The sequence below is a fragment of the Nonomuraea sp. NEAU-A123 genome, assembly GCF_018603905.1.
Lineage (GTDB): Bacteria > Actinomycetota > Actinomycetes > Streptosporangiales > Streptosporangiaceae > Nonomuraea.
Genome location: NZ_JAHFZZ010000026.1, coordinates 90192 through 107628 on the forward strand (window position 1 = coordinate 90192; position 17437 = coordinate 107628).

A 17437-nucleotide genomic window follows, 5' to 3' on the forward strand; every position below is an offset into this window, starting at 1 on the left:
CGAAAACCAGAAGCAATTCTGGAAATGGGGGTGGGCGCCCGCCGGTCGATCAGGCGGGCTCGCGGTCCGCGAGCCGGCGGTCCGCCGCGATCTGGTCGGCGGGAAGGTCCAGCAGGCGGCACGCCGTGAGGATCTGGAAGCGCACCTCGCCGGGCGTCAGGATGCCGGCCATCCAGTGCTGGATCGCGGCGTCGGCCGTGCCGATCACCACCCAGATGACCTGTCGCTGATGGTCGGACATAGGGCCGACCGCCCGCTGGACGATCTCCATGTGCAGGCGGGTCAGGCGGTCGCGCTCGGCGCTGAAGTGGGGGTCGGTCAGGGAGCTGAGACGCCGCACCACGGCACCCAGCTTCGGCACGCGCTGGTCGACGCGGAAGAGCCGGAGCATGTGGTCCGCGGCACGCTCGCGAACCGGCTGCCCCGCGCGCCGGTTGGGCTGGGTCTTGGCGAGCACGGACTCCAGATGGTGCTCCACCAGCGCGAAAAGCAGATGCTGCTTGGACGGGAAATACCGGTACAGCGCCGCCAGCGACACATGAGCGAGCGACGGCAGGTCGCTCATCTGAAGGGCCTCTTCGCCGCCGGTCGTGACCAGCATCGTCGCCACGTCGAGGATGCGGAGGAAACGTGCGCGCTGCGCCTCGGTGGCCGGCCGGGCCGGCGTGGTCGTCATAGCGGAGTCCCCGGTGCTCGAGTCCACTGATGCGCCCTCAACCATAGCTTCGTGCCGGGTGCGGCGTTGACGGGGCTCGCGAGGGTTGATATCTGAGAGTGGATTCTGTTTCTTGTGAGGGCCCGACCATTGCGAAGGAAGCGCCGATGAACGCCGCCGTCCTCGTCATCGACATGCAGAACGCGTTCTGCCATCCCCAGGGCTCCATCGCGTCCCTGGGAGCCGAGCTGCCCGACCTGCCCGCGGTCGTCGCCGCGCACGTGGAACTGCTCACGGCCGCGCGGGCGGCCGGCCTGCCGGTGATCTACACGCGGCATGTCTTCCGTCCCGGCCTGATCGACATGCCGGTACGTTCGACGAAGCTGTGGCCACGCGATCCGGAGCCGCTCGTACGGGGCTCCTGGGACGCCGAGATCATCGACGAGCTCGCCCCCGCCGCCTGCGACCACGTCATCGACAAGAACCGCTACGACGCCTTCCTGTACACCGATCTCGAAGTCCTGCTCCGCGGCCTGGGGGTCAGCCGCCTGCTCTTCGCCGGCATCCTCACCAACGTCTGCCTGGAGACCACGGTGCGATCCGCCGACCAGCGCGACTTCGATCCCTACGTGGCCAGTGACTGCACGACCGCCTACGGAGAGTCGCGGGACACGGCGCTGGCCGCGATGGACGTCGTGTTCGCCACGGTCGGCAAATGGCGTGAGCTGTTCGACCAGCTGAGCGAAGGGTAGCTCTTTACGGACGATTATCGTCTGTATTAGTTTGTCCCTTGGGAAGGAGCTCACATGTCGTTGAACCTCGACCTGGTGGGGCAGACCTGGGAGTCGGAGGGCCGCGCCTGGACCTCGACGGACGCGATCCTGTACGCACTCGGGGTGGGCGCGGGCGCGCAGGACCCGCTGGCCGAGCTGTCGTTCACCACCGAGAACTCGCACGGGGTCATCCAGCAGGTGCTCCCCACGTTCGCCGTCATGCTCGGTGGCACGGGAGCCGGCCCCAAACTGGGTGACTTCGATCTCGCGCAGTTGCTGCACGCCGAGCAGACGATCAGCGTGCGAGGGCCGATCCCGACGCACGGCCGTTCGCGGACCTCCGCCCGCGTGACCGGGATCTACGACAAGGGGTCGGGCGCCCTGATCGTCATGGAGTCGTCGCTGTTCGACGCCGACACCGGCCGGCTCATCGCCGAGGTCGGCACCGGCGTCTTCATCCGGGGAGAGGGCGGGTTCGGAGGTGAGCGGGGCACGTCGGCTCCGTGGGCCGCGCCGGATCGGCCCGCCGACCACGTCGTGGTCTATCCGACGCGGCCCGACCAGGCGCTGCTGTACCGGCTGAGCGGGGACCGCAATCCGCTGCACTCCGATCCGTGGCTGGCCGGGCGGGCGGGGTTCGAGCGGCCGATCCTGCATGGCCTGTGCAGCTACGGGTTCACCGGCCGGGCGCTGCTGCACACGTTGTGCGGCTCGGATCCGGCGGGGTTCGGGATGATGTCGGCTCGTTTCGCCGCCCCGGTGCTGCCCGGTCAGGAGCTCGCCGTGCACATCTGGGACGACGGGGAGACCTCTCGTTTCGTGACCAAGGTGGGCGAGACGGTGGTGCTCGACCGGGGCCGGTTCGCCAGGGTGTCGCGGTGAAGCCGCAGCCGACGCCCGAGACGGCCCCGTACTGGGAGGCCGCCCGGGCGGGTGAGCTGCGGGTTCAGCGCTGCCTGGACTGCGGGCGTCACTACTTCTATCCCAGGCCCGCCTGCCGCTTCTGCGCATCCGAGAACGTCGAGTGGACCGGCGTGTCGGGACGGGCCCGCCTGGTCTCGTACGTGATCAACCACCGCCCGTTCCCGGGGTTCGAGAGCGTGTCGCCCGTGATCGCGGTGGTGGAGCTGGACGAGGGACCCCGGCTCATGACCAACATCGTCGGGATCGAGCCGATCCCGGAGAACCTGCCGCTGGACATGCGCCTGACCGTGGCCTTCGAGGAGCGCTCCGGCGCGGTGTTGCCCGTGTTCGAGCCGGAGGAGGCGGCCACGTGAGTGGCGGGATGCACGGAGGCGGCGTCGCGATCGTGGGCGCGGCCGAGACCGAGGAGATCGGCGTACTCCCGAGCACGTCGATGATCGAGCTGCACGCGCAGGCCGCGCGCCGCGCGCTGAAGGACGCGGGCCTGACCTTGGCCGACGTGGACGGGGTGGCCACGGCGGGACCGTCGCCCATCGAGGTCGCCCACCATCTGGGCATCGCGCCACGCTGGCTGGACGGGACCAATGTCGGGGGCTGCAGCTTCCTGATCCACGTACGGCACGCCGCCGCGGCGATCGCGGCCGGCGCCGCGGACGTCGTGCTCATCACCCACGGAGAGTCGGGCCGGTCCCGGGTGGGCGCGCCGGGCTACAGCATGGGCGCCTCCTCGCCGTCCGGCCAGTTCGAGATGCCGTACGGCGCGATCATGCCCTACTCGACGTTCACCGTTCCGGCGCTGCGGTTCCTGCACGATCGCGGCATGGGCCGGGAGGATCTGGCCCAGGTCGTGGTGGCCCAGCGCGAGTGGGCGGCCAAGAACCCGCGCGCCATGCGCCGCGACACCGTGACGGTGGAGGAGGTGCTGGACGCCTCGATGATCGCCTATCCGTTCACCAAGGACATGTGCTGCGTGGTCACCGACGGCGGCGGCGCACTCGTCCTGACCAGCCGGGAACGGGCCGCGGACCTGCCCGCCGGCTCGCGGGCGGTGTACCTGCTCGGCTCCGGCGAATCGTCGGAGACGCCGGCGGTCTCTCAGATGGACGACCTCGGCACCAGCGCGGCGTTCCGGCGCGCCGGGGCGGAGGCGTTCGCCACCGCCGGGGTCGGCCACGGCGACATCGACCACCTGATGTGCTACGACGCCTTCGCCCACCTGCCGCTGTACATGCTGGAGGACCTGGGGTTCACCGGCTATGGGGAGTCGGGCGCGTTCATCGCCGAGGGCCACACCCGGCCGGGCGGCGCCCTGCCCATGAACACCAACGGAGGCGGCCTGTGTTACACCCACACCGGAATGTACGGGATGTTCGCCATCCAGGAGGCCGTGCGGCAGTTGCGGGGCGAAGCCGACGCCCAGGTGCCCGGCGCCCAGCTCAGCTTCGTCCAGGGAGTGGGAATCTTCTTCGCGGCGGGCGCGAGTCTGGTGCTGGCGGGCCGCGAGCCGTAGTGGGCGGCGCCTGGCACACTGACGGTATGCCGAGCCCGTCGCTGAGATCGTCCGGCCGGGGCCGGACTCCCGACCCGGATCTGGAGGCGCGGGTGTTCGACGCGACGCTCGAGCTGTACGCCGAGGTGGGCTGGGCCGGTTTCAGCCTCGACGTGGTGGCACGCCGGGCGCGGGTGGGCAAGGCCGCCCTGTACGGCAGGTGGGGGAGCAAGGAGAAGCTCATCGGGGCGGCGCTGGCCTCCTGGAGCTCGCAGGCCCCCTCGTTCGAGGAGTCGGGATCGCTGCGCCCTGACCTGATCAGGATGGCCACGGCCATGATCGAGGGCTACGTGGGCCGCCGGGGCCTGGTCGTGCTCCGCGCGCAGGTCGAGGCCAAGGTCTATCCCGAGCTGTTCGGCCAGGCGATGGACGAGCTGCAGCGCGAGCGCACCCGGATCGGCCGCTCCGTCGTGCTGCGCGCCATCGAGCGCGGCGAGCTGCCCGTCGGCACCTCTCCGGCGCTGCTGCTGGACGCCGTCGCCGGCATCGTGACCAACCACGTGCTGACGACACCGGCGAGCAGGATGTCCGCGCTGGAGGCGCGCGCGGCCGAGTACGCCGAGCAGGTGGTCGATTTTGTCCTGTCGGCCCTCGGCCACCGCCCCGGCGACCTCGAAGATTGATCCTTGACACGCCGCGAGGCACCGTTCTAGCGTCAAAATACGGACGTTTTCCGTCCGAAACCACTAGGCCCTCACGAATCATCGTGGCGCGAAAGGGCGTGGGCATGACAATGATCGACACGACGGCGGTGGGCTTCTACCGCATCGCCGCCTCCCATCCCGACCGGACCGCCCTGATCGGCCCGGACGGTGAGCGGCTCACCTTCGGCGACCTGCTGCGGAACGTCAACCGCCGATCCAACGGGCTGCGATCCCTCGGGCTGGCCAAGGGAGACGTCGTCGCGATGATGGTGCACAACGACGCCGTCTACTTCGAGCTGGTCCTCGCCGTCGCGCAGGTCGGCATGTACCTGGTGCCCATCAACACCCACCTGGAGCCCGCCGAGGTCGCCTTCATCGTGCGCGACAGCGGCGCCAAGGTGCTCGTCGCCCACGCCGACCTGGCCGGCAGCCTCGCCGGTGAGTCGGCCGGCCTGCCCGCGGCACGCTTCGCCGCCGGAGGCGACGTGGCGGGGTGGCGCCCGTACGAGGAACTCGCCGGATCACCCGCCGAACCGGATGGACGCACCGCGGGCTCGCTGATGCCGTACACCTCCGGCACCACGGGGCGGCCCAAAGGCGTCAGAGGCAGGCTCATGGAAGTGAGCCCCGAACAGGTGGCGGCGGGACACGCCGCGTTCCTGCGGACGCTGGGCTTCACCGCCGACGACGGAGAGGCCCACCTGGTCTGCTCACCGCTGTACCACGCGGCTCCGGGCGGGTTCGCGATCGGCGCGCTGCATCTGGGTCACACGGTGGTGTGTCACCGGAAGTTCGACCCCGAGGCGGTGCTGCGCGACATCGAGAGGTTCCAGGTGACCACCAGCCACCTGGTGCCCACCCACTTCCACCGGATGCTGCGCCTGCCCTCCGAGGTACGCGACCGCTACGACCTGTCCAGCCTGCGCAGGCTGGTCCACGCGGGCGCGCCGTGCCCGGTCACGGTCAAGCGGCAGATGATCGACTGGGTGGGCCCGATCGTCTGGGAGTACCTGGGGGCGACCGAGGGGATCGTGAGCCTGGTCAGCCCGCAGGAATGGCTGGCCAAGCCCGGAACGGTGGGCAGGCCGGCGCCGGGCGTCACGGTGCGGCTCCTGGACGAGAATGGCGCCGAGGTGCCGCAGGGGGAGCCGGGCACCATCTACTTCGGCACCGGCCGGATCGGATTCGAGTACCACAACGACCCGGCCAAGACGGCCGCCGGCCGGGTCGGCGGCCTGGCCACCGTGGGGGACATCGGCTGGTTCGACCAGGACGGCTACCTGTACCTGCTCGACCGCCGCGACGACCTCATCCTGTCCGGCGGGGTGAACATCTACCCGGCCGAGATCGAGCAGCACCTCATCGCGCATCCGGCGGTCGCCGACGTGGCCGTCATCGGCGTACCCGACCCTGAATGGGGCCAGAGCGTGCTGGCCGTGGTCCAGCCCTCGCCGGACGCCGTGCCAGGGGAGGCGCTGGCCGGCGAGCTGGCGGCGTACTGCGCGGACGGGCTGGCCTCCTACAAGCGGCCCCGGCGCATCGAATTCCGCGCCGACTTCCCCCGCACCGCCAGCGGCAAGCTGCAACGCCGCCGCCTGCGCGACCACTACGTCAACGAAAGGTGAGTGTCATGGGAGTACTCGACGGCCGTGTCGCCGTCATCACGGGCGGAGGCCGCGGCATCGGCGCCGCGCTCGCCCGCGCCTTCGCCCGTGAAGGCGCCTCACTCGTCGTCAACGATCTCGGCTCCGCACCTGACGGGGTCGGCGGCGACAAGGCCCCGGTGCACCAGGTCGTCGAGGAGATCAACGGCTCCGGCGGGCAGGCCGTCGCCGACGACGGCGACGTGGCCGACCTGGCGACCGGTGAGCGGCTGGTCGCGACCGCCGTCGAGCGCTACGGCAAGCTGGACGTCCTGGTGAACGTGGCGGGCATCCTCCGCGACCGCATGATCTTCAACCTGCCGGAGGAGGACTGGGACGCGGTCATCCGGGTGCATCTCAAGGGCCACTACAGCACGATCCGGCCCGCGTCGGCGTACTTCCGCGGGCAACGCAACCCCGACGGCAACTACCGGATCATCAATTTCACGTCCGTCTCCGGCCTGCAGGGCTCGCCCGGACAGCCCAACTACGCCGCCGCCAAGATGGGCGTCGTCGGCCTGACGTACTCCCTGGCGCAGGCACTGGGCCGCTACGGGGTGACGGCCAACGCGATCGCCCCCGGCGCCGCCACCCGCCTCACCGGTGTGCTCCCCGCTGAGGGCGACCCCGGCGAGCTGGCCCCCGACAACATCGCGCCGATCGCGCTCTACCTGGCCAGCGAGCGATCGGGCTGGCTGAGCGGCCGTACGGTCGCCGCGATGGGCTATGAGGTCGGCCTCTACAGCAACCCCGAGGTGATCCGCCAGGTCAACGGCACCGGGCCGTGGGAGTTCGAGCACCTGGCACGGGTGGTGGAGAGCAACTTCCGTCCGGTCGCCGACGGACCGCCGCCCAGCGTCTTCGTCCCACGCGGCTGAGCCGCGTCCGTTTCCTCAGCAGCGGCGGGTCCAGCGCTTGCGCACCCAGACATTGCGGCATTTTTTGCTGGACGGCGTACTTAGGTAACCGTCCTCGGTCTTGGTGCAGACGCCATTCACCGTTTCCGTGCACTCGTTGGTGGCGACGCACTCGTTATTGATGGTCGTGGTGCAGTACTCCTCATCGCTCTCCTCTTCCTCGGGCTCGGGCGCGTCCGGATCCTGGTAACCGATGGCCGCCTTGGCGGCGTCACCGCCGCTGCGGCGAGCGCTGTAGGCCTCGGCGTACGGCTCACGGAAAGAGCCGTCGTCGGCTTTCTTGGCCATCGCCGGAACGGAGCCGTCGATGCGGATGTAGTACCAGCCGTAGCCTTTCTCGCCGTCGTCGCACCTGATGTTCGCGAAGCGGATCCGGGTGGCTTTCCGCACGCAGACCTTGACGCGGTCGTCGACGTCGGTGAGCATCACGTCCGAGCCGAGGCCGCCCTTCGCGGGAGCCCGGTAGCCCGAGCCCCGCGGCTCTTTGAACGAGCCGCGCTTCGCCTTCGAGCCGGTGGCGGGGATCCGGGCGGTCAGCGGGAAAAAATACCAGGCGATGCCGGGCTCCGCATCGTCGCAGGGTCGATAGTTGACCCGCACGCGTGTCTTCTTCTTGACGCAGATCTCGATGTAGCCCGTTTCTTCTTCGTCTTCTTCCGTCGAATTCTGCGGCACCGGTTGTTCGGCGACCGGATTCGCGGTCTCGGTATCGACCGGTGTCGTTGTGGTGGTGCATCCGGCGATCAGGAGCGCGGCGGTGAAGAGGAAAACGAGTCGTAACGCGGTCGGCGGCAAAGAACCTCACTGTCTGAGACGAGATGGTGGGTCGGGAGCGCTTTCCATTTCTCGATGTACATTAACGCCACCCCCACCTGTCCCGCCTTAAGCCAGCGCCGCCTCCAGCAAAAGCGCTCCGGCGCCCAGGAGGGCGGCGTCTCGGCCGGCGCGGGCCGGGGCGATCTCCAGGTCGCGGGTGGCCAGTGGCAGGCAGCGCTCGTACACCGCCGCCCTGATGGCGGTGATCAGCGGTTCCGCGGCCGACAGGCTGCCGCCCACCGCGATCACGTCCGGGTTGAAGAAGTTGACCAACACCGTGAGGACCTCGCCGATCCGCCGCCCCGCGCCCCGTACCAGGCTGGTGGCCTCGGGGATCGCGTCGTTCACCAGGCCCACGATGTCCGCCGGCCGGGCCACCGTGATCCCGGAGTCCGCCAGGGCCGACATGAGGGCGGCACCGCTGGCGTACGCCTCCAGGCAGTCGGGATGGCCGCAGGCGCACAGGACGGACGAGTCCGAACGTACCCGTACGTGGCTGATGTCGCCCGCCGCGCCCCGGCCCCGGTGCAGGTGGCCGTTGACGATCACGCCGCAGCCGATGCCGGTCCCGGCCTTGAGCACCATGAGGTTGTCGCAGCCGGGCCAGTGCTTGGCCTCGCCGGCGGCCATGAGGTTGGCGTCGTTCTCGACGAGGATCGGCAGGTCGTAGCGGAGCCCCAGATGCTCGGCGACGGGGAAGTTGTTCCAGCCCGGCATGCGCGACGGCGTGACCACCCGGCGCGTCGCCGGGTCCACCGGGCCGGGGATGCCGGTGCCCACCCCGCGTAATGGCACGTCACCGGGCACATGTACGGCCAGCAGCTCGTCGAAGGCGTCCGACAGGAGGTCGAGCGTGGCCGCCGGGCCCCGGGCGATCTCGCAGGGGCGTTCCTCGATCACGAGCGGGACACCGCTGAGGTCGAGCAGCCCGAGCCGGGCGTGGTGCGCGCCGAGGTCGGCGACCGCCAGCACCCCCGCCGACGGCGACAGGCGCAGCCGCCTGGGCCGCCGCCCGCCCCGCGACGTGCCCGAGCCCTCCTCGCCGAGCAGCCCCAGCGAGATCAGCTCCTCGACCCGGAGCGACACGCTGGAGGCGGCCAGGCCCGATAAGCGGGCGAGGTCGGCCCGGGACTCGGCCTTGCCGGTGGCCACGAGCCGCAGCAGGTCCCCCTGTGCCCCGCTCACGGGCAGCCGCTGATCCATGTGAGAGGAATACCATGTCCAGACTTCCTGCGACAACGTATTGACTTAGTACGAAATCTCCCACTACGTTCCGCTTCATCTTCGATTTCGAAGGAAGTGGATGCTCATGAAGAGACTGGTCGCTGCCGTCGCCGTATCCCTGTTAGGCCTGGCGGCCTGCGGCGAGACGAGCAGCCCCGCCGTACCGGGAGCCGTACCGGAGCAGGCCAAGGCGAAGGACGACGTGCTCGCGCAGGCACCTGTCGCCGCCGCCGCGGACATCCTGCCCGGCTCCACCATGGAGAAGATCAAGCAGCGCGGCGAGCTGATCGTCGGCGGCTCGCTGGACGCGCCGCTGCTCTCCCAGCAGAACCCCGCCACCGGCGAGGTCGAGGGCTTCGACGCCGATCTGGGCAAGGCACTGGCGAAGTACATCATCGGCCAGCCCAAGGTGAAGATCGTCAACTCGGCCTCGGAGACCCGTGAGGCGCTGCTCGCCAACGGCACCGTGGACGTCGTCTTCCAGACGTACACGATCACGCCGGAAAGGGCGAAGCAGGTCGCGTTCGCCGGGCCGTACTACACCTCCGGTCTGACCATCGCGGTGAAGAAGGGTGCGACGGGCATCGCCAAGCCCGAGGACCTGAACGGCAAGAAGGTCCTCGCGGGGGCGAACACGCCGGCCATTCCGGCGATCAAGAAGCTCGCGCCGCAGGCCGAGATCATCACGTTCGGCAGCGACCCGGAATGCCTCCAGGCGCTCAAGCAGGACCGCGGCGTCGCCTACGTCCAGGACGAGACGCTGCTGATCGCCGATGCCAAGAAGGACCCGTCGATCCAGATCGTCACCAAGCCCTTCACCGTCGACCCGTACGGCATCGGGCTCGAGCACGGTGACGACCAGTTCAAGACGTTCACCAATGCCTGGCTGAAGAAGATGCAGGACGCCGGGGTCTGGCAGCAGATCTGGAAGAACTCCATCGGCACGGTCGTCGTGGGCGATGCTCCGCAGCCGCCCCAGATCGGTTCCGTGCCGGGGTCCTGATGTCCGTCCTCCTCGATCACCTGCCCGAACTGTGGCAGGGACTGCTCGTGACGTTCCAGCTCACCGCCGCGTCGTTCCTCGGCGCGGCGGTGCTGGGCGTGCTGGTCACCGCCCTGCGGGTGAGCCCGGTACGGGTGCTGCGCGCCCTCGGCACCGCTTACGTGGAGACCTTCCAGAACCTGCCGCTGCTGGTCCTGCTCGTCCTGGCGTTCTTCGGCCTGCCGGAGATCGGCGTCCAGGCCGACCTGAAGGTGACGGCCATCGCGGTGATCTCCGTGTACGAGGCCGCCTACATCGGCGAGGCGCTGCGGTCCGGCGTGAACTCGGTGGCCAAGGGGCAGGGCGAGGCGGCCCGCGCGATCGGGCTGACGTTCACCCAGTCCCTGCGGCACGTCATCCTGCCGCAGGCGCTGCGTACGGTGGTGCAGCCGATCGGCAACATCTTCATCGCGCTCACCATGAACACCGCGCTCGCGGCGGCCGTCGGCGTCGTCGACCTGACCGCGGCGGCGAACCGGGTGAACCTTCTCGAAGCCCAGCCCATCCCGATCTTCGTCGGCGCGGGCGCGGCGTACGCGCTGATCGCCGCCTGCGCCGGTTTCGTGACCGGGCGGCTCGAACGACGACTGGTGATCCTGCGATGAGTACCGCTCTGTTCGACGAGCCGGGCCCCAGGGCGCGGCGGCGCATCCGGATCGCGACCGTCATCGGCACGCTCGCCGCCCTGGCGCTGCTCGCACTGGCCGTCCGGCAGTTCGCCGCCAACGGGCAGCTCGACGCCGCGCGCTGGCAGCCGTACGCCACCTGGCCCATGTGGCGCTATCTCCTGACCGGACTGTGGTCCACCGCGCTGGCCGCGGTCGTCTCGGCCGCACTGGCGATGGCGTTCGGGCTGGTGCTGGCCCTGGGCCGGGTGTCGCGCCACCGCTTCCTGCGCGTCCCCGCCGCCGTGTACGTCGAGGTGGTCAGGACCATCCCGGCCCTGCTGCTGGTGTACGTGGTGCTGTTCGCGCTGCCGAAGTACGGGCTGGACCTGCCGCTGTTCTGGAAGCTCGTGGTGCCGCTGTCGGTGTCGAACGCGGCGGCGTTCGCCGAGATCTTCCGCGCCGGGATCCGCTCCATCGAGCGCGGCCAGGGTGAGGCGGGCCTGGCGATCGGCCTCACCCACGGCCAGGCCATGCGCCTGATCGTGCTGCCGCAGGCCGCCCGCCGGGTGCTGCCCTCGATCGTCAGCCAGTCGGTCGGGCTGCTCAAGGACACCGCGCTCGGATACGTCGTCAGCTACGCCGAGCTGCTCTACAGCGGCAAGGTCCTGGCCGCCTACAACGGCTACCTCATCCAGACCTACCTCGTCGTCGCGCTGGTCTACCTGGTGGTCAACGCGTCGCTGTCCAAACTGGCCCGTACGCTGGAGGCCCGCCGGCGCGCGGGCCCCGGCATCCCCCGAAGGAGATCCACCCGTGCCTGAACTCGCCCTCCTCGCCGAGGTCGTGCGCTCCGGGTTCGTCGAGAGCGTCCACTACGGCAGCGCCGTCGGCCTCGACCCGTCGGGCCGGCCCGAGGTCGCGCTCGGCCGGGTGGAGACGCCGATCCTGCCCCGCTCGTCAGGCAAGCCGTTCCAGGCGCTCGCCTGCCTCGTCGCGGGCGCCGCCCTGAGCGGACCGCGCCTGGCGATCGCCGCGGGCAGCCACACGGGCGAGGACTTCCACGTACGGCTGGTCGGCGAGCTGCTGGCCGACTACGGGCTGGACTTCGGGGCGCTCGGCTGCCCGGCGAGCTGGCCGGAGGACCAGGCCACCATGCACGCGCTGATCAGGCAGGGCCAGGGCGTCTCCCGCGAGCGGATGAACTGCTCCGGCAAGCACGCCGCGATGCTGGCCGCCGCCGTGGCCAACGACTGGGACGTGGACTCCTACCTGTCCGCGGAGCACCCGGTGCAGCGCAAGGTGCTCTCGATCACCGAGGAGCTGGCGGGGGAGAAGGCCGCCCACGTGGCCGTGGACGGCTGCGGGGCGCCGGTGTTCGGGCTCTCGCTGACCGGCCTGGCGCGGGCCGTGCAGGCGCTCGTGCTCGCCACGCCGGGCAGCGCGCCCCGCCAGGTCGCCGACGCGATGCGCGAGCACCCCGAGTACGTCGGCGGGACCGGCCACCAGAACACCGAGCTCATGCGCGCCCTGCCCGGCGCCCTGGCCAAGGGCGGCGCGGAAGGGGTGCTGGTCGTGGCGATGGACTCCGGGCACTCGGTCGCGGTGAAGGTCATCGACGGCAGCCCGCGCGCCACCACCGTCATCGCCCTGGCCGTCCTCCGCGAGATGGGCTGCGAGGTGTCCTCGGCCGCCGCGTTCGAGAGCGTGGCCGTGCTCGGCGGCGGCGCGCCGGTCGGCCAGATCGTCACGCCGAGCCGCAGCCCTCGGTAAGGGTCTTGGTGGGGTCGCTCTCTTTCTGCTTCTTGGGCGACTTCGACGGCGACGGTGACGAGGACGGCGACGAGGACGACGACGGCGCCGCGGAGGCCGTGGCCGCGACGGGACGGCTGGCCGCGGAGTCGTGGACGGCCTTCTCGGTGATGGTGCGGATCTTCGCCCAGTCGGGGTAGGCGGTGCTGATCAGCGGCGGTACGAACTGGACGCTCGTCACCTTGGCGTTCTTGACCGTCAGCGCCAGCGGCACCAGGTGCTTGAGCATCGGCCGCGGGATGTCGGTCTTGATCAGCTCCTTGGTGGCGAACGCGATCTTGTTGAACCGGGTCAGCACCGTCGCCGGATCGGCCTGGTCGAGCAGCGCGCCGATCACGCAGCGCTGACGGCGCATCCGCGTGTAGTCGTCGCTGAAGGTGCGCGAGCGGGCGTACCACATCGCGTCGGCGCCCTTCAGCTTGCGCGTGCCCGCCTTGACCAGGCCCTCGTTGTACTTGCCGAACACCACGTCCTGCTCGACCGAGATCCTGACTCCGCCGATCGCGTCGATCAGCCGGGCGAACCCCCACATGTTGACCAGCGCGTACCAGTCGACCTTGAGCCCGAGGGTGTAGCCGATCGTGTCCATCAGCACCCTGGGGCCCTGGTGCTGCTTGCCGCCGAAGATCTCCGGATGCGCGTCGGCGTACTCCCAGACGCTGTTGAGCAGGTCGCTGCGGCCACCGCCCGGATCGGGCGGCAGCCGGAAACCGCTCGGGAAGTGCTGGGCCATCGGCGTGCCCGGCCGGAACCGGACGTTCTCCAGGTTGCGCGGCAGGCTGATCAGCACGGTGTTGCCGGTCTTCACGTCGATGGTGGCCAGGTTCATGCTGTCGGTGCGCACGCCGATCCTGTTGTCGTCGGCGTCGCCGCCGAGCAGCAGGATGTTCACCCTGGTGCGGCCCGCCCATGGGTCCTCGGGCCGGATCTTCTCCTCGGCCTGCGGGTCGGGGTTGCCGTCGTTCACGAAGATGTTGTTGAGCGTCTGGCGATACGTCCAGGCGATGTTCGCGCCCATCCCGAACGGCAGCACGACCACGACGGCGAGCAGTCCCGCGAAGGTGCCCGCCAGGATCTGCCCGCCCTGCGGCAGGCTGCCGGGCCGCAGCACGATGAACGAGTGGACGATCAGGGCGAACCACGCCACCCCGAGCGCGGCGGCGCCGGCGGCCACGCCCGTCAGCCAGCTGTTCTCCTGCAGCTCGCCCAGCAGGTTGTCGGTGCTCAGCCGGACGGCGAGCAACCCGAGCAGGCCGGCCGCGTAACAGCTGAGCAGTATCAGCCCCGTCTTGCGCCATCCGGCGCGCAGATGCGCCGCTCCCGGCGCGACCACGGCGAGCGCCAGCCAGCCGAGAACCGCCCACGCCCGCACCGGTTTAATTGCCTGCCTCACGCCATCCCCGTTTCCCCGCGAACTTCACCGTAGGCCGAATCGAGGCGGCAGCCTATGGACAGAATGCGAAATATGTCTCGAGGGGAGAGTGAACATTAGTCGCCGAATAAGATTCGGTGCATGTCCTTCTCCCAGATCGAGTACGGCGTGACGGACCGGATCGCCACGATCACATTGAAGCGTCCCGAACGGCTCAACGCGTTCACCTTTACGATGCGCGGAGAGTTGGTAAAGGCTTTTGACCTCGCGGATGACGATGACGAGGTGCGCGCCGTCGTGGTGACCGGCGCGGGCCGGGCCTTCTGCGCCGGGGCCGATCTGAGCGGCGGCGGTGACACCTTCAGCCACCGAGATTTCCACGGCGAGCCCGGCGAGCTCGTGGCGGGCGCACCGCGCGACGGCGGCGGCACGGTCGCGCTGCGCATCGCCCGGTCGCTCAAGCCGGTCATCGGCGCCATCAACGGCCCCGCCGTGGGCGTGGGCGTCACGATGACACTGCCGATGGACATCAGGCTCGCCGCCGACACCGCCAAGTTCGGCTTCGTCTTCGCCCGCCGGGGGATCGTCACCGAGGCCGCGTCGAGCTGGTTCCTGCCCAGGCTCGTCGGCATCGCGCAGGCCATGGAGTGGGCCGCCACCGGGCGGGTGTTCCCCGCCTCCGAGGCGCTGGCGGGAGGTCTCGTGTCCCGCGTGGTGCCCGCCGAGGAGCTGCTGCCCGCCGCCTACGCGCTCGGCCGGGAGATCGCCGACAACACCTCCGCCGTGTCAGTCGCCGCGATCCGCCGCCTGATGTGGTCGGGGCTGTCGGCCTCGTCGCCGTGGGAGGCGCACGCGGCCGACTCCCGGCTGATGGCCGAGCTCGGGTCCGCGCCCGACACCGTGGAAGGGGTGACGGCGTTCCTGGAGAAGCGGCCGGCCGAGTTCCCGATGAAGGTCAGTGAGGACCTGCCAGGCGGTGTGCCGACTTGGCCGGTAAATCCTTATGGTGGCTAGCATGTACGACACCACCGTTCTGCCCATGCCGCCCGACTTCGAAGGCGACGTCGTGGCGACGCTGATCTCCAGACGAGCCGGTTCCCGCAGGGCGGTGCTCTACCTCCACGGCTTCACCGACTACTTCTTCCAGGACCACCTCGCCGACCACTACGTCGGCCGCGGCGTCGACTTCTTCGCCCTCGACCTGCGTAAGTACGGCAGGTCGCTGCTGCCCCACCAGACCAGGGGCCTGGTCAGGAGCGTCACCGAATACTTTCCGGAGATCGACGAGGCCGTCCGCGTCATCAGGCAGGACCACGACGAGCTGACGATCAACGCGCACTCGACCGGCGGCCTGGTCGCCTCCCTGTGGGCCGACCGCGTCCGCGGCCGGGGCCTGGTGCAGGGGGTCGTGCTCAACAGCCCGTTCTTCGACCTGAACGTGCCCGCTCCGCTCCGCCTCGCCGCCGACCTGCTCAAGACGCCGCTGTCGTACTTCAGCCGGGCGCTGCCGCTGGGCGTCAGCGTCGCGTACGGCCAGAGCCTGCACCGCACCGAACAGGGCGAATGGGACTACGACCTGGAGCTCAAGCCGCTCGGCGGCTTCTCCGTGCACGCCACCTGGCTGGCCGCCATCCGCAGGGCGCAGCGGCGGCTGCACGCCGGGCTGAACGTGGACGTGCCGGTCCTCGTGCTCGCCTCGGCCACGGGATTACGGATCCGCGACTTCGTCCCCGAGGCCCGCTCGGCGGACACCGTACTCGATCCCCGCCATATCGCCCGCTGGGCCACCTCTGTCGGCCCGCACGTCACCTGCGTACGCATCCCCGACGGGATGCACGACCTGGTGCTGTCGGCCGAGCCGGTGCGCGAGCAGGTGTTCGCCGAGATCGACCGGTGGCTGAACGCCTTCGTCTACCAGGGGAAGGCGAACAACCCGTAATAGGCCGCGGCCACCAGCAGCAGCCCCGTACCGCCGAGCACGCCCGCGATCGCCACGTGCTGCCAGCGGCTCGGCCGCATGCCCTCACGCAGCCCCGCCACGACCGCCGCGACCGCCGTGACCTCCTGCACCAGCATGAGCACGGCCAGCAGCCGCACCACCAGCCAGCCGGCCAGCACGGCGGGCCAGGCCCCCGCCTGGTTCACCGAGAACAGCACCAGGACCGTGATGAACGCCACCACCGAGGCCAGCAGCCCCAGCCCGGTCCACGCCATCCGGCGCAGCCGGCGCCTGATCGGCGGCCAGAGCCTGGCGTTGGTGTCGGCCGGAGTCTGCCGGCGGCCGCGCAGGCGTACCACCATCGCGGCGACGGGACCGGCCACGTAGCCGACGGCGGCCAGGCAGATCGTCAGCCCCAGCATCGTGCCGCCCGCGTACCACGGAGCGGCCGGGACGTCGCTGGCCTCGAAGCGCTGCACCGGCGTCGCGCCCGCCACGTGCACAGTGGGCCGCGCGGTGCCGGGCAGGCCGAGGATCCAGTTCGCCAGCGTCTCCAGGTAGCCGTGCGCGAACGGGCCGCCGTTGATCCGCATGGCGTGGTCGGCCTTGTCCATGAAGCGGACTGTGTACCGGTCGTTGCCCGCCACCTTGAGCGCGGAGATCAGGGACTGGCTGGACTCCACGAACGGGATGGACGGGTCCATCGTCCCGTAGAACGCCAGCACCGGCTGCCTGATCTGGCGCAGCGCGGGCGTCGCGTCATAGCGCAGGAAGTCGAAGCCCACCCCGCCCATCGCCCTGGTCAGCAGGTCGCGCACGCCGATCGGCGCGTGCAGGCGCTGCAACTGCTCGTTCAGCGCCCAGGCCACCTGCCTGAGCGGGGACACGTTCGGCGACGACACCAGCACCGTGAACCCCACGTCGAGGCTCTTGGCCGCCGCGATGGGCACCACCCAGCCGCCCTCGCTGACCCCCCACAGCCCGGTACGCAGGGGATCCACGTCGGGGCGTGTACGCAGGTACTCCACCATGCGCAGCGCGTCGTCGGCGAGCAGCCCGAAGTCGCGGTCGCGGAAGTTGTAGCCGACCGTCCGCTTGTCGAACGCCAGCGTCACCACGCCCGCCTTGGCCAGGAACTCCGCCTGCGGCGTGAACTCGGTCCGCGAGCCGTTGCCCGACCCCGACACGAACACCATCGCCGGATGCCGTCCCGGCGTCGTCGGGGCGCGGACCGTTCCGACCAGTGACTGGCCCTCCGCCGGGAGCGAGATCTCCTGGCGCCGTACGGGATCCACCGCGGCCACGGGCCGCAGCTCGTTGGCGGGCTGGGGCGGGAGCGCCTGCATCGTATGATCCGCCTGGAGCGGCGGAGGGTTGAAAGCGGGTGGCAGAACGTAGCCGACCGAGGCAAGGACCACCAGGACCAAACCGGCGGCGACGCTCAAGGTGCCACGGCCAGTGCGCATCGGCCTCCCCATGTGGGTTGATTTGCCCGCTGATCTTTCAGCCTACTCCCGCGTTC

The 17437-nt window shown here is 70.2% G+C and carries 18 protein-coding genes; 13 read left to right on the top strand and 5 right to left on the bottom strand.

The window, feature by feature from the left end; genetic code table 11:
• Window positions 1–49 precede the first annotated feature (49 nt).
• The gene (locus tag KLK06_RS49115; RefSeq protein ID WP_214642660.1) at window positions 50–676 is read right to left on the bottom strand and encodes a TetR/AcrR family transcriptional regulator; all 627 of its coding nucleotides are present in this window, start codon (window positions 674–676) and stop codon (window positions 50–52) included.
• Between the two features lie 146 nt (window positions 677–822).
• Here KLK06_RS49115 and KLK06_RS49120 point away from each other — a divergent pair, with 146 nt between their 5' ends.
• The 7 genes from KLK06_RS49120 to KLK06_RS49150 all read left to right on the top strand — a co-directional run bounded on the left by KLK06_RS49120 (window position 823) and on the right by KLK06_RS49150 (window position 7066).
• On the top strand, window positions 823–1407 hold the full coding sequence (locus KLK06_RS49120) for a cysteine hydrolase family protein (protein WP_214642661.1): 585 nt from the start codon (window positions 823–825) through the stop codon (window positions 1405–1407).
• A gap of 54 nt (window positions 1408–1461) precedes the next feature.
• On the top strand, window positions 1462–2310 hold the full coding sequence (locus KLK06_RS49125) for a MaoC/PaaZ C-terminal domain-containing protein (RefSeq protein WP_214642662.1): 849 nt from the start codon (window positions 1462–1464) through the stop codon (window positions 2308–2310).
• The gene (locus tag KLK06_RS49130; RefSeq protein WP_308168786.1) at window positions 2307–2705 is read left to right on the top strand and encodes an OB-fold domain-containing protein; all 399 of its coding nucleotides are present in this window, start codon (window positions 2307–2309) and stop codon (window positions 2703–2705) included. Before KLK06_RS49125 ends, KLK06_RS49130 begins: the two co-directional genes overlap by 4 nt.
• Window positions 2702–3862: a thiolase gene (locus KLK06_RS49135; RefSeq protein ID WP_308168787.1), complete on the top strand. Its 1161-nt coding sequence runs from the start codon at window positions 2702–2704 to the stop codon at window positions 3860–3862. Before KLK06_RS49130 ends, KLK06_RS49135 begins: the two co-directional genes overlap by 4 nt.
• Window positions 3863–3888: 26 nt before the next feature.
• The gene (locus KLK06_RS49140; protein ID WP_214642663.1) at window positions 3889–4524 is read left to right on the top strand and encodes a TetR/AcrR family transcriptional regulator; all 636 of its coding nucleotides are present in this window, start codon (window positions 3889–3891) and stop codon (window positions 4522–4524) included.
• Window positions 4525–4628: 104 nt separating this feature from the next.
• Complete coding sequence (locus tag KLK06_RS49145; RefSeq protein ID WP_250907227.1) at window positions 4629–6170, top strand: AMP-binding protein; 1542 nt, start codon at window positions 4629–4631, stop codon at window positions 6168–6170.
• Between the two features lie 5 nt (window positions 6171–6175).
• Window positions 6176–7066: an SDR family NAD(P)-dependent oxidoreductase gene (locus KLK06_RS49150; RefSeq protein ID WP_214642664.1), complete on the top strand. Its 891-nt coding sequence runs from the start codon at window positions 6176–6178 to the stop codon at window positions 7064–7066.
• Window positions 7067–7081: 15 nt separating this feature from the next.
• On the opposite strand, the gene KLK06_RS49155 is transcribed toward KLK06_RS49150, so the two are convergent.
• Window positions 7082–7900: a hypothetical protein gene (locus tag KLK06_RS49155; RefSeq protein ID WP_214642665.1), complete on the bottom strand. Its 819-nt coding sequence runs from the start codon at window positions 7898–7900 to the stop codon at window positions 7082–7084.
• A gap of 87 nt (window positions 7901–7987) precedes the next feature.
• Complete coding sequence (locus KLK06_RS49160; protein ID WP_250907228.1) at window positions 7988–9124, bottom strand: ROK family protein; 1137 nt, start codon at window positions 9122–9124, stop codon at window positions 7988–7990.
• A 106-nt stretch (window positions 9125–9230) separates the two neighbouring features.
• On the opposite strand from KLK06_RS49160, the gene KLK06_RS49165 reads away from it, so the two are divergent.
• Genes KLK06_RS49165 through KLK06_RS49180 form a run of 4 tightly spaced genes read left to right on the top strand, consistent with a single transcriptional unit; the run spans window position 9231 to window position 12565 of the window.
• Window positions 9231–10148, top strand: coding sequence for a glutamate ABC transporter substrate-binding protein (locus tag KLK06_RS49165; protein ID WP_250907229.1), 918 nt, complete (start codon window positions 9231–9233; stop codon window positions 10146–10148).
• Window positions 10148–10792 (top strand): amino acid ABC transporter permease, encoded by a 645-nt coding sequence (locus KLK06_RS49170; protein WP_214642667.1) that lies wholly within the window; start codon window positions 10148–10150, stop codon window positions 10790–10792. The genes KLK06_RS49165 and KLK06_RS49170 overlap by 1 nt, the downstream gene beginning before the upstream one ends.
• A complete protein-coding gene (locus KLK06_RS49175) occupies window positions 10789–11616 on the top strand; it encodes an amino acid ABC transporter permease (protein WP_214642668.1) in 828 nt (275 codons plus the stop codon). The genes KLK06_RS49170 and KLK06_RS49175 overlap by 4 nt, the downstream gene beginning before the upstream one ends.
• Window positions 11609–12565 carry an asparaginase gene (locus KLK06_RS49180; protein WP_214642669.1) on the top strand — a complete coding sequence of 319 codons (957 nt, stop codon included), beginning with the start codon at window positions 11609–11611 and terminating at the stop codon, window positions 12563–12565. The genes KLK06_RS49175 and KLK06_RS49180 overlap by 8 nt, the downstream gene beginning before the upstream one ends.
• Here the strand turns inward: KLK06_RS49180 and KLK06_RS49185 are convergent.
• Window positions 12540–13997, bottom strand: coding sequence for an LCP family protein (locus KLK06_RS49185; RefSeq protein ID WP_308168788.1), 1458 nt, complete (start codon window positions 13995–13997; stop codon window positions 12540–12542). The two genes, KLK06_RS49180 and KLK06_RS49185, sit on opposite strands and share 26 nt — an antisense overlap.
• A 120-nt stretch (window positions 13998–14117) precedes the next feature.
• On the opposite strand from KLK06_RS49185, the gene KLK06_RS49190 reads away from it, so the two are divergent.
• Window positions 14118–14990: a crotonase/enoyl-CoA hydratase family protein gene (locus tag KLK06_RS49190; RefSeq protein WP_214642670.1), complete on the top strand. Its 873-nt coding sequence runs from the start codon at window positions 14118–14120 to the stop codon at window positions 14988–14990.
• A gap of 1 nt (window position 14991) precedes the next feature.
• Window positions 14992–15915, top strand: a complete 924-nt coding sequence (locus tag KLK06_RS49195; protein WP_250907230.1) for an alpha/beta hydrolase — start codon at window positions 14992–14994, stop codon at window positions 15913–15915.
• Here the strand turns inward: KLK06_RS49195 and KLK06_RS49200 are convergent.
• Window positions 15888–17381, bottom strand: coding sequence for a S9 family peptidase (locus tag KLK06_RS49200; protein WP_214642672.1), 1494 nt, complete (start codon window positions 17379–17381; stop codon window positions 15888–15890). The genes KLK06_RS49195 and KLK06_RS49200 overlap by 28 nt on opposite strands.
• Between the last annotated feature and the right edge of the window lie 56 nt (window positions 17382–17437).

Coding starts and splice junctions, on each gene's coding strand:
- KLK06_RS49145 (WP_250907227.1), top strand. CDS start 4,629: ATGACAATGATCGACACGACGGCGGTGGGCTTCTACCGCATCGCCGCC.
- KLK06_RS49120 (WP_214642661.1), top strand. CDS start 823: ATGAACGCCGCCGTCCTCGTCATCGACATGCAGAACGCGTTCTGCCAT.
- KLK06_RS49115 (WP_214642660.1), bottom strand. CDS start 676: ATGACGACCACGCCGGCCCGGCCGGCCACCGAGGCGCAGCGCGCACGT.
- KLK06_RS49150 (WP_214642664.1), top strand. CDS start 6,176: ATGGGAGTACTCGACGGCCGTGTCGCCGTCATCACGGGCGGAGGCCGC.
- KLK06_RS49160 (WP_250907228.1), bottom strand. CDS start 9,124: ATGGATCAGCGGCTGCCCGTGAGCGGGGCACAGGGGGACCTGCTGCGG.
- KLK06_RS49200 (WP_214642672.1), bottom strand. CDS start 17,381: ATGCGCACTGGCCGTGGCACCTTGAGCGTCGCCGCCGGTTTGGTCCTG.
- KLK06_RS49165 (WP_250907229.1), top strand. CDS start 9,231: ATGAAGAGACTGGTCGCTGCCGTCGCCGTATCCCTGTTAGGCCTGGCG.
- KLK06_RS49190 (WP_214642670.1), top strand. CDS start 14,118: ATGTCCTTCTCCCAGATCGAGTACGGCGTGACGGACCGGATCGCCACG.
- KLK06_RS49140 (WP_214642663.1), top strand. CDS start 3,889: ATGCCGAGCCCGTCGCTGAGATCGTCCGGCCGGGGCCGGACTCCCGAC.
- KLK06_RS49170 (WP_214642667.1), top strand. CDS start 10,148: ATGTCCGTCCTCCTCGATCACCTGCCCGAACTGTGGCAGGGACTGCTC.
- KLK06_RS49195 (WP_250907230.1), top strand. CDS start 14,992: ATGTACGACACCACCGTTCTGCCCATGCCGCCCGACTTCGAAGGCGAC.
- KLK06_RS49175 (WP_214642668.1), top strand. CDS start 10,789: ATGAGTACCGCTCTGTTCGACGAGCCGGGCCCCAGGGCGCGGCGGCGC.
- KLK06_RS49125 (WP_214642662.1), top strand. CDS start 1,462: ATGTCGTTGAACCTCGACCTGGTGGGGCAGACCTGGGAGTCGGAGGGC.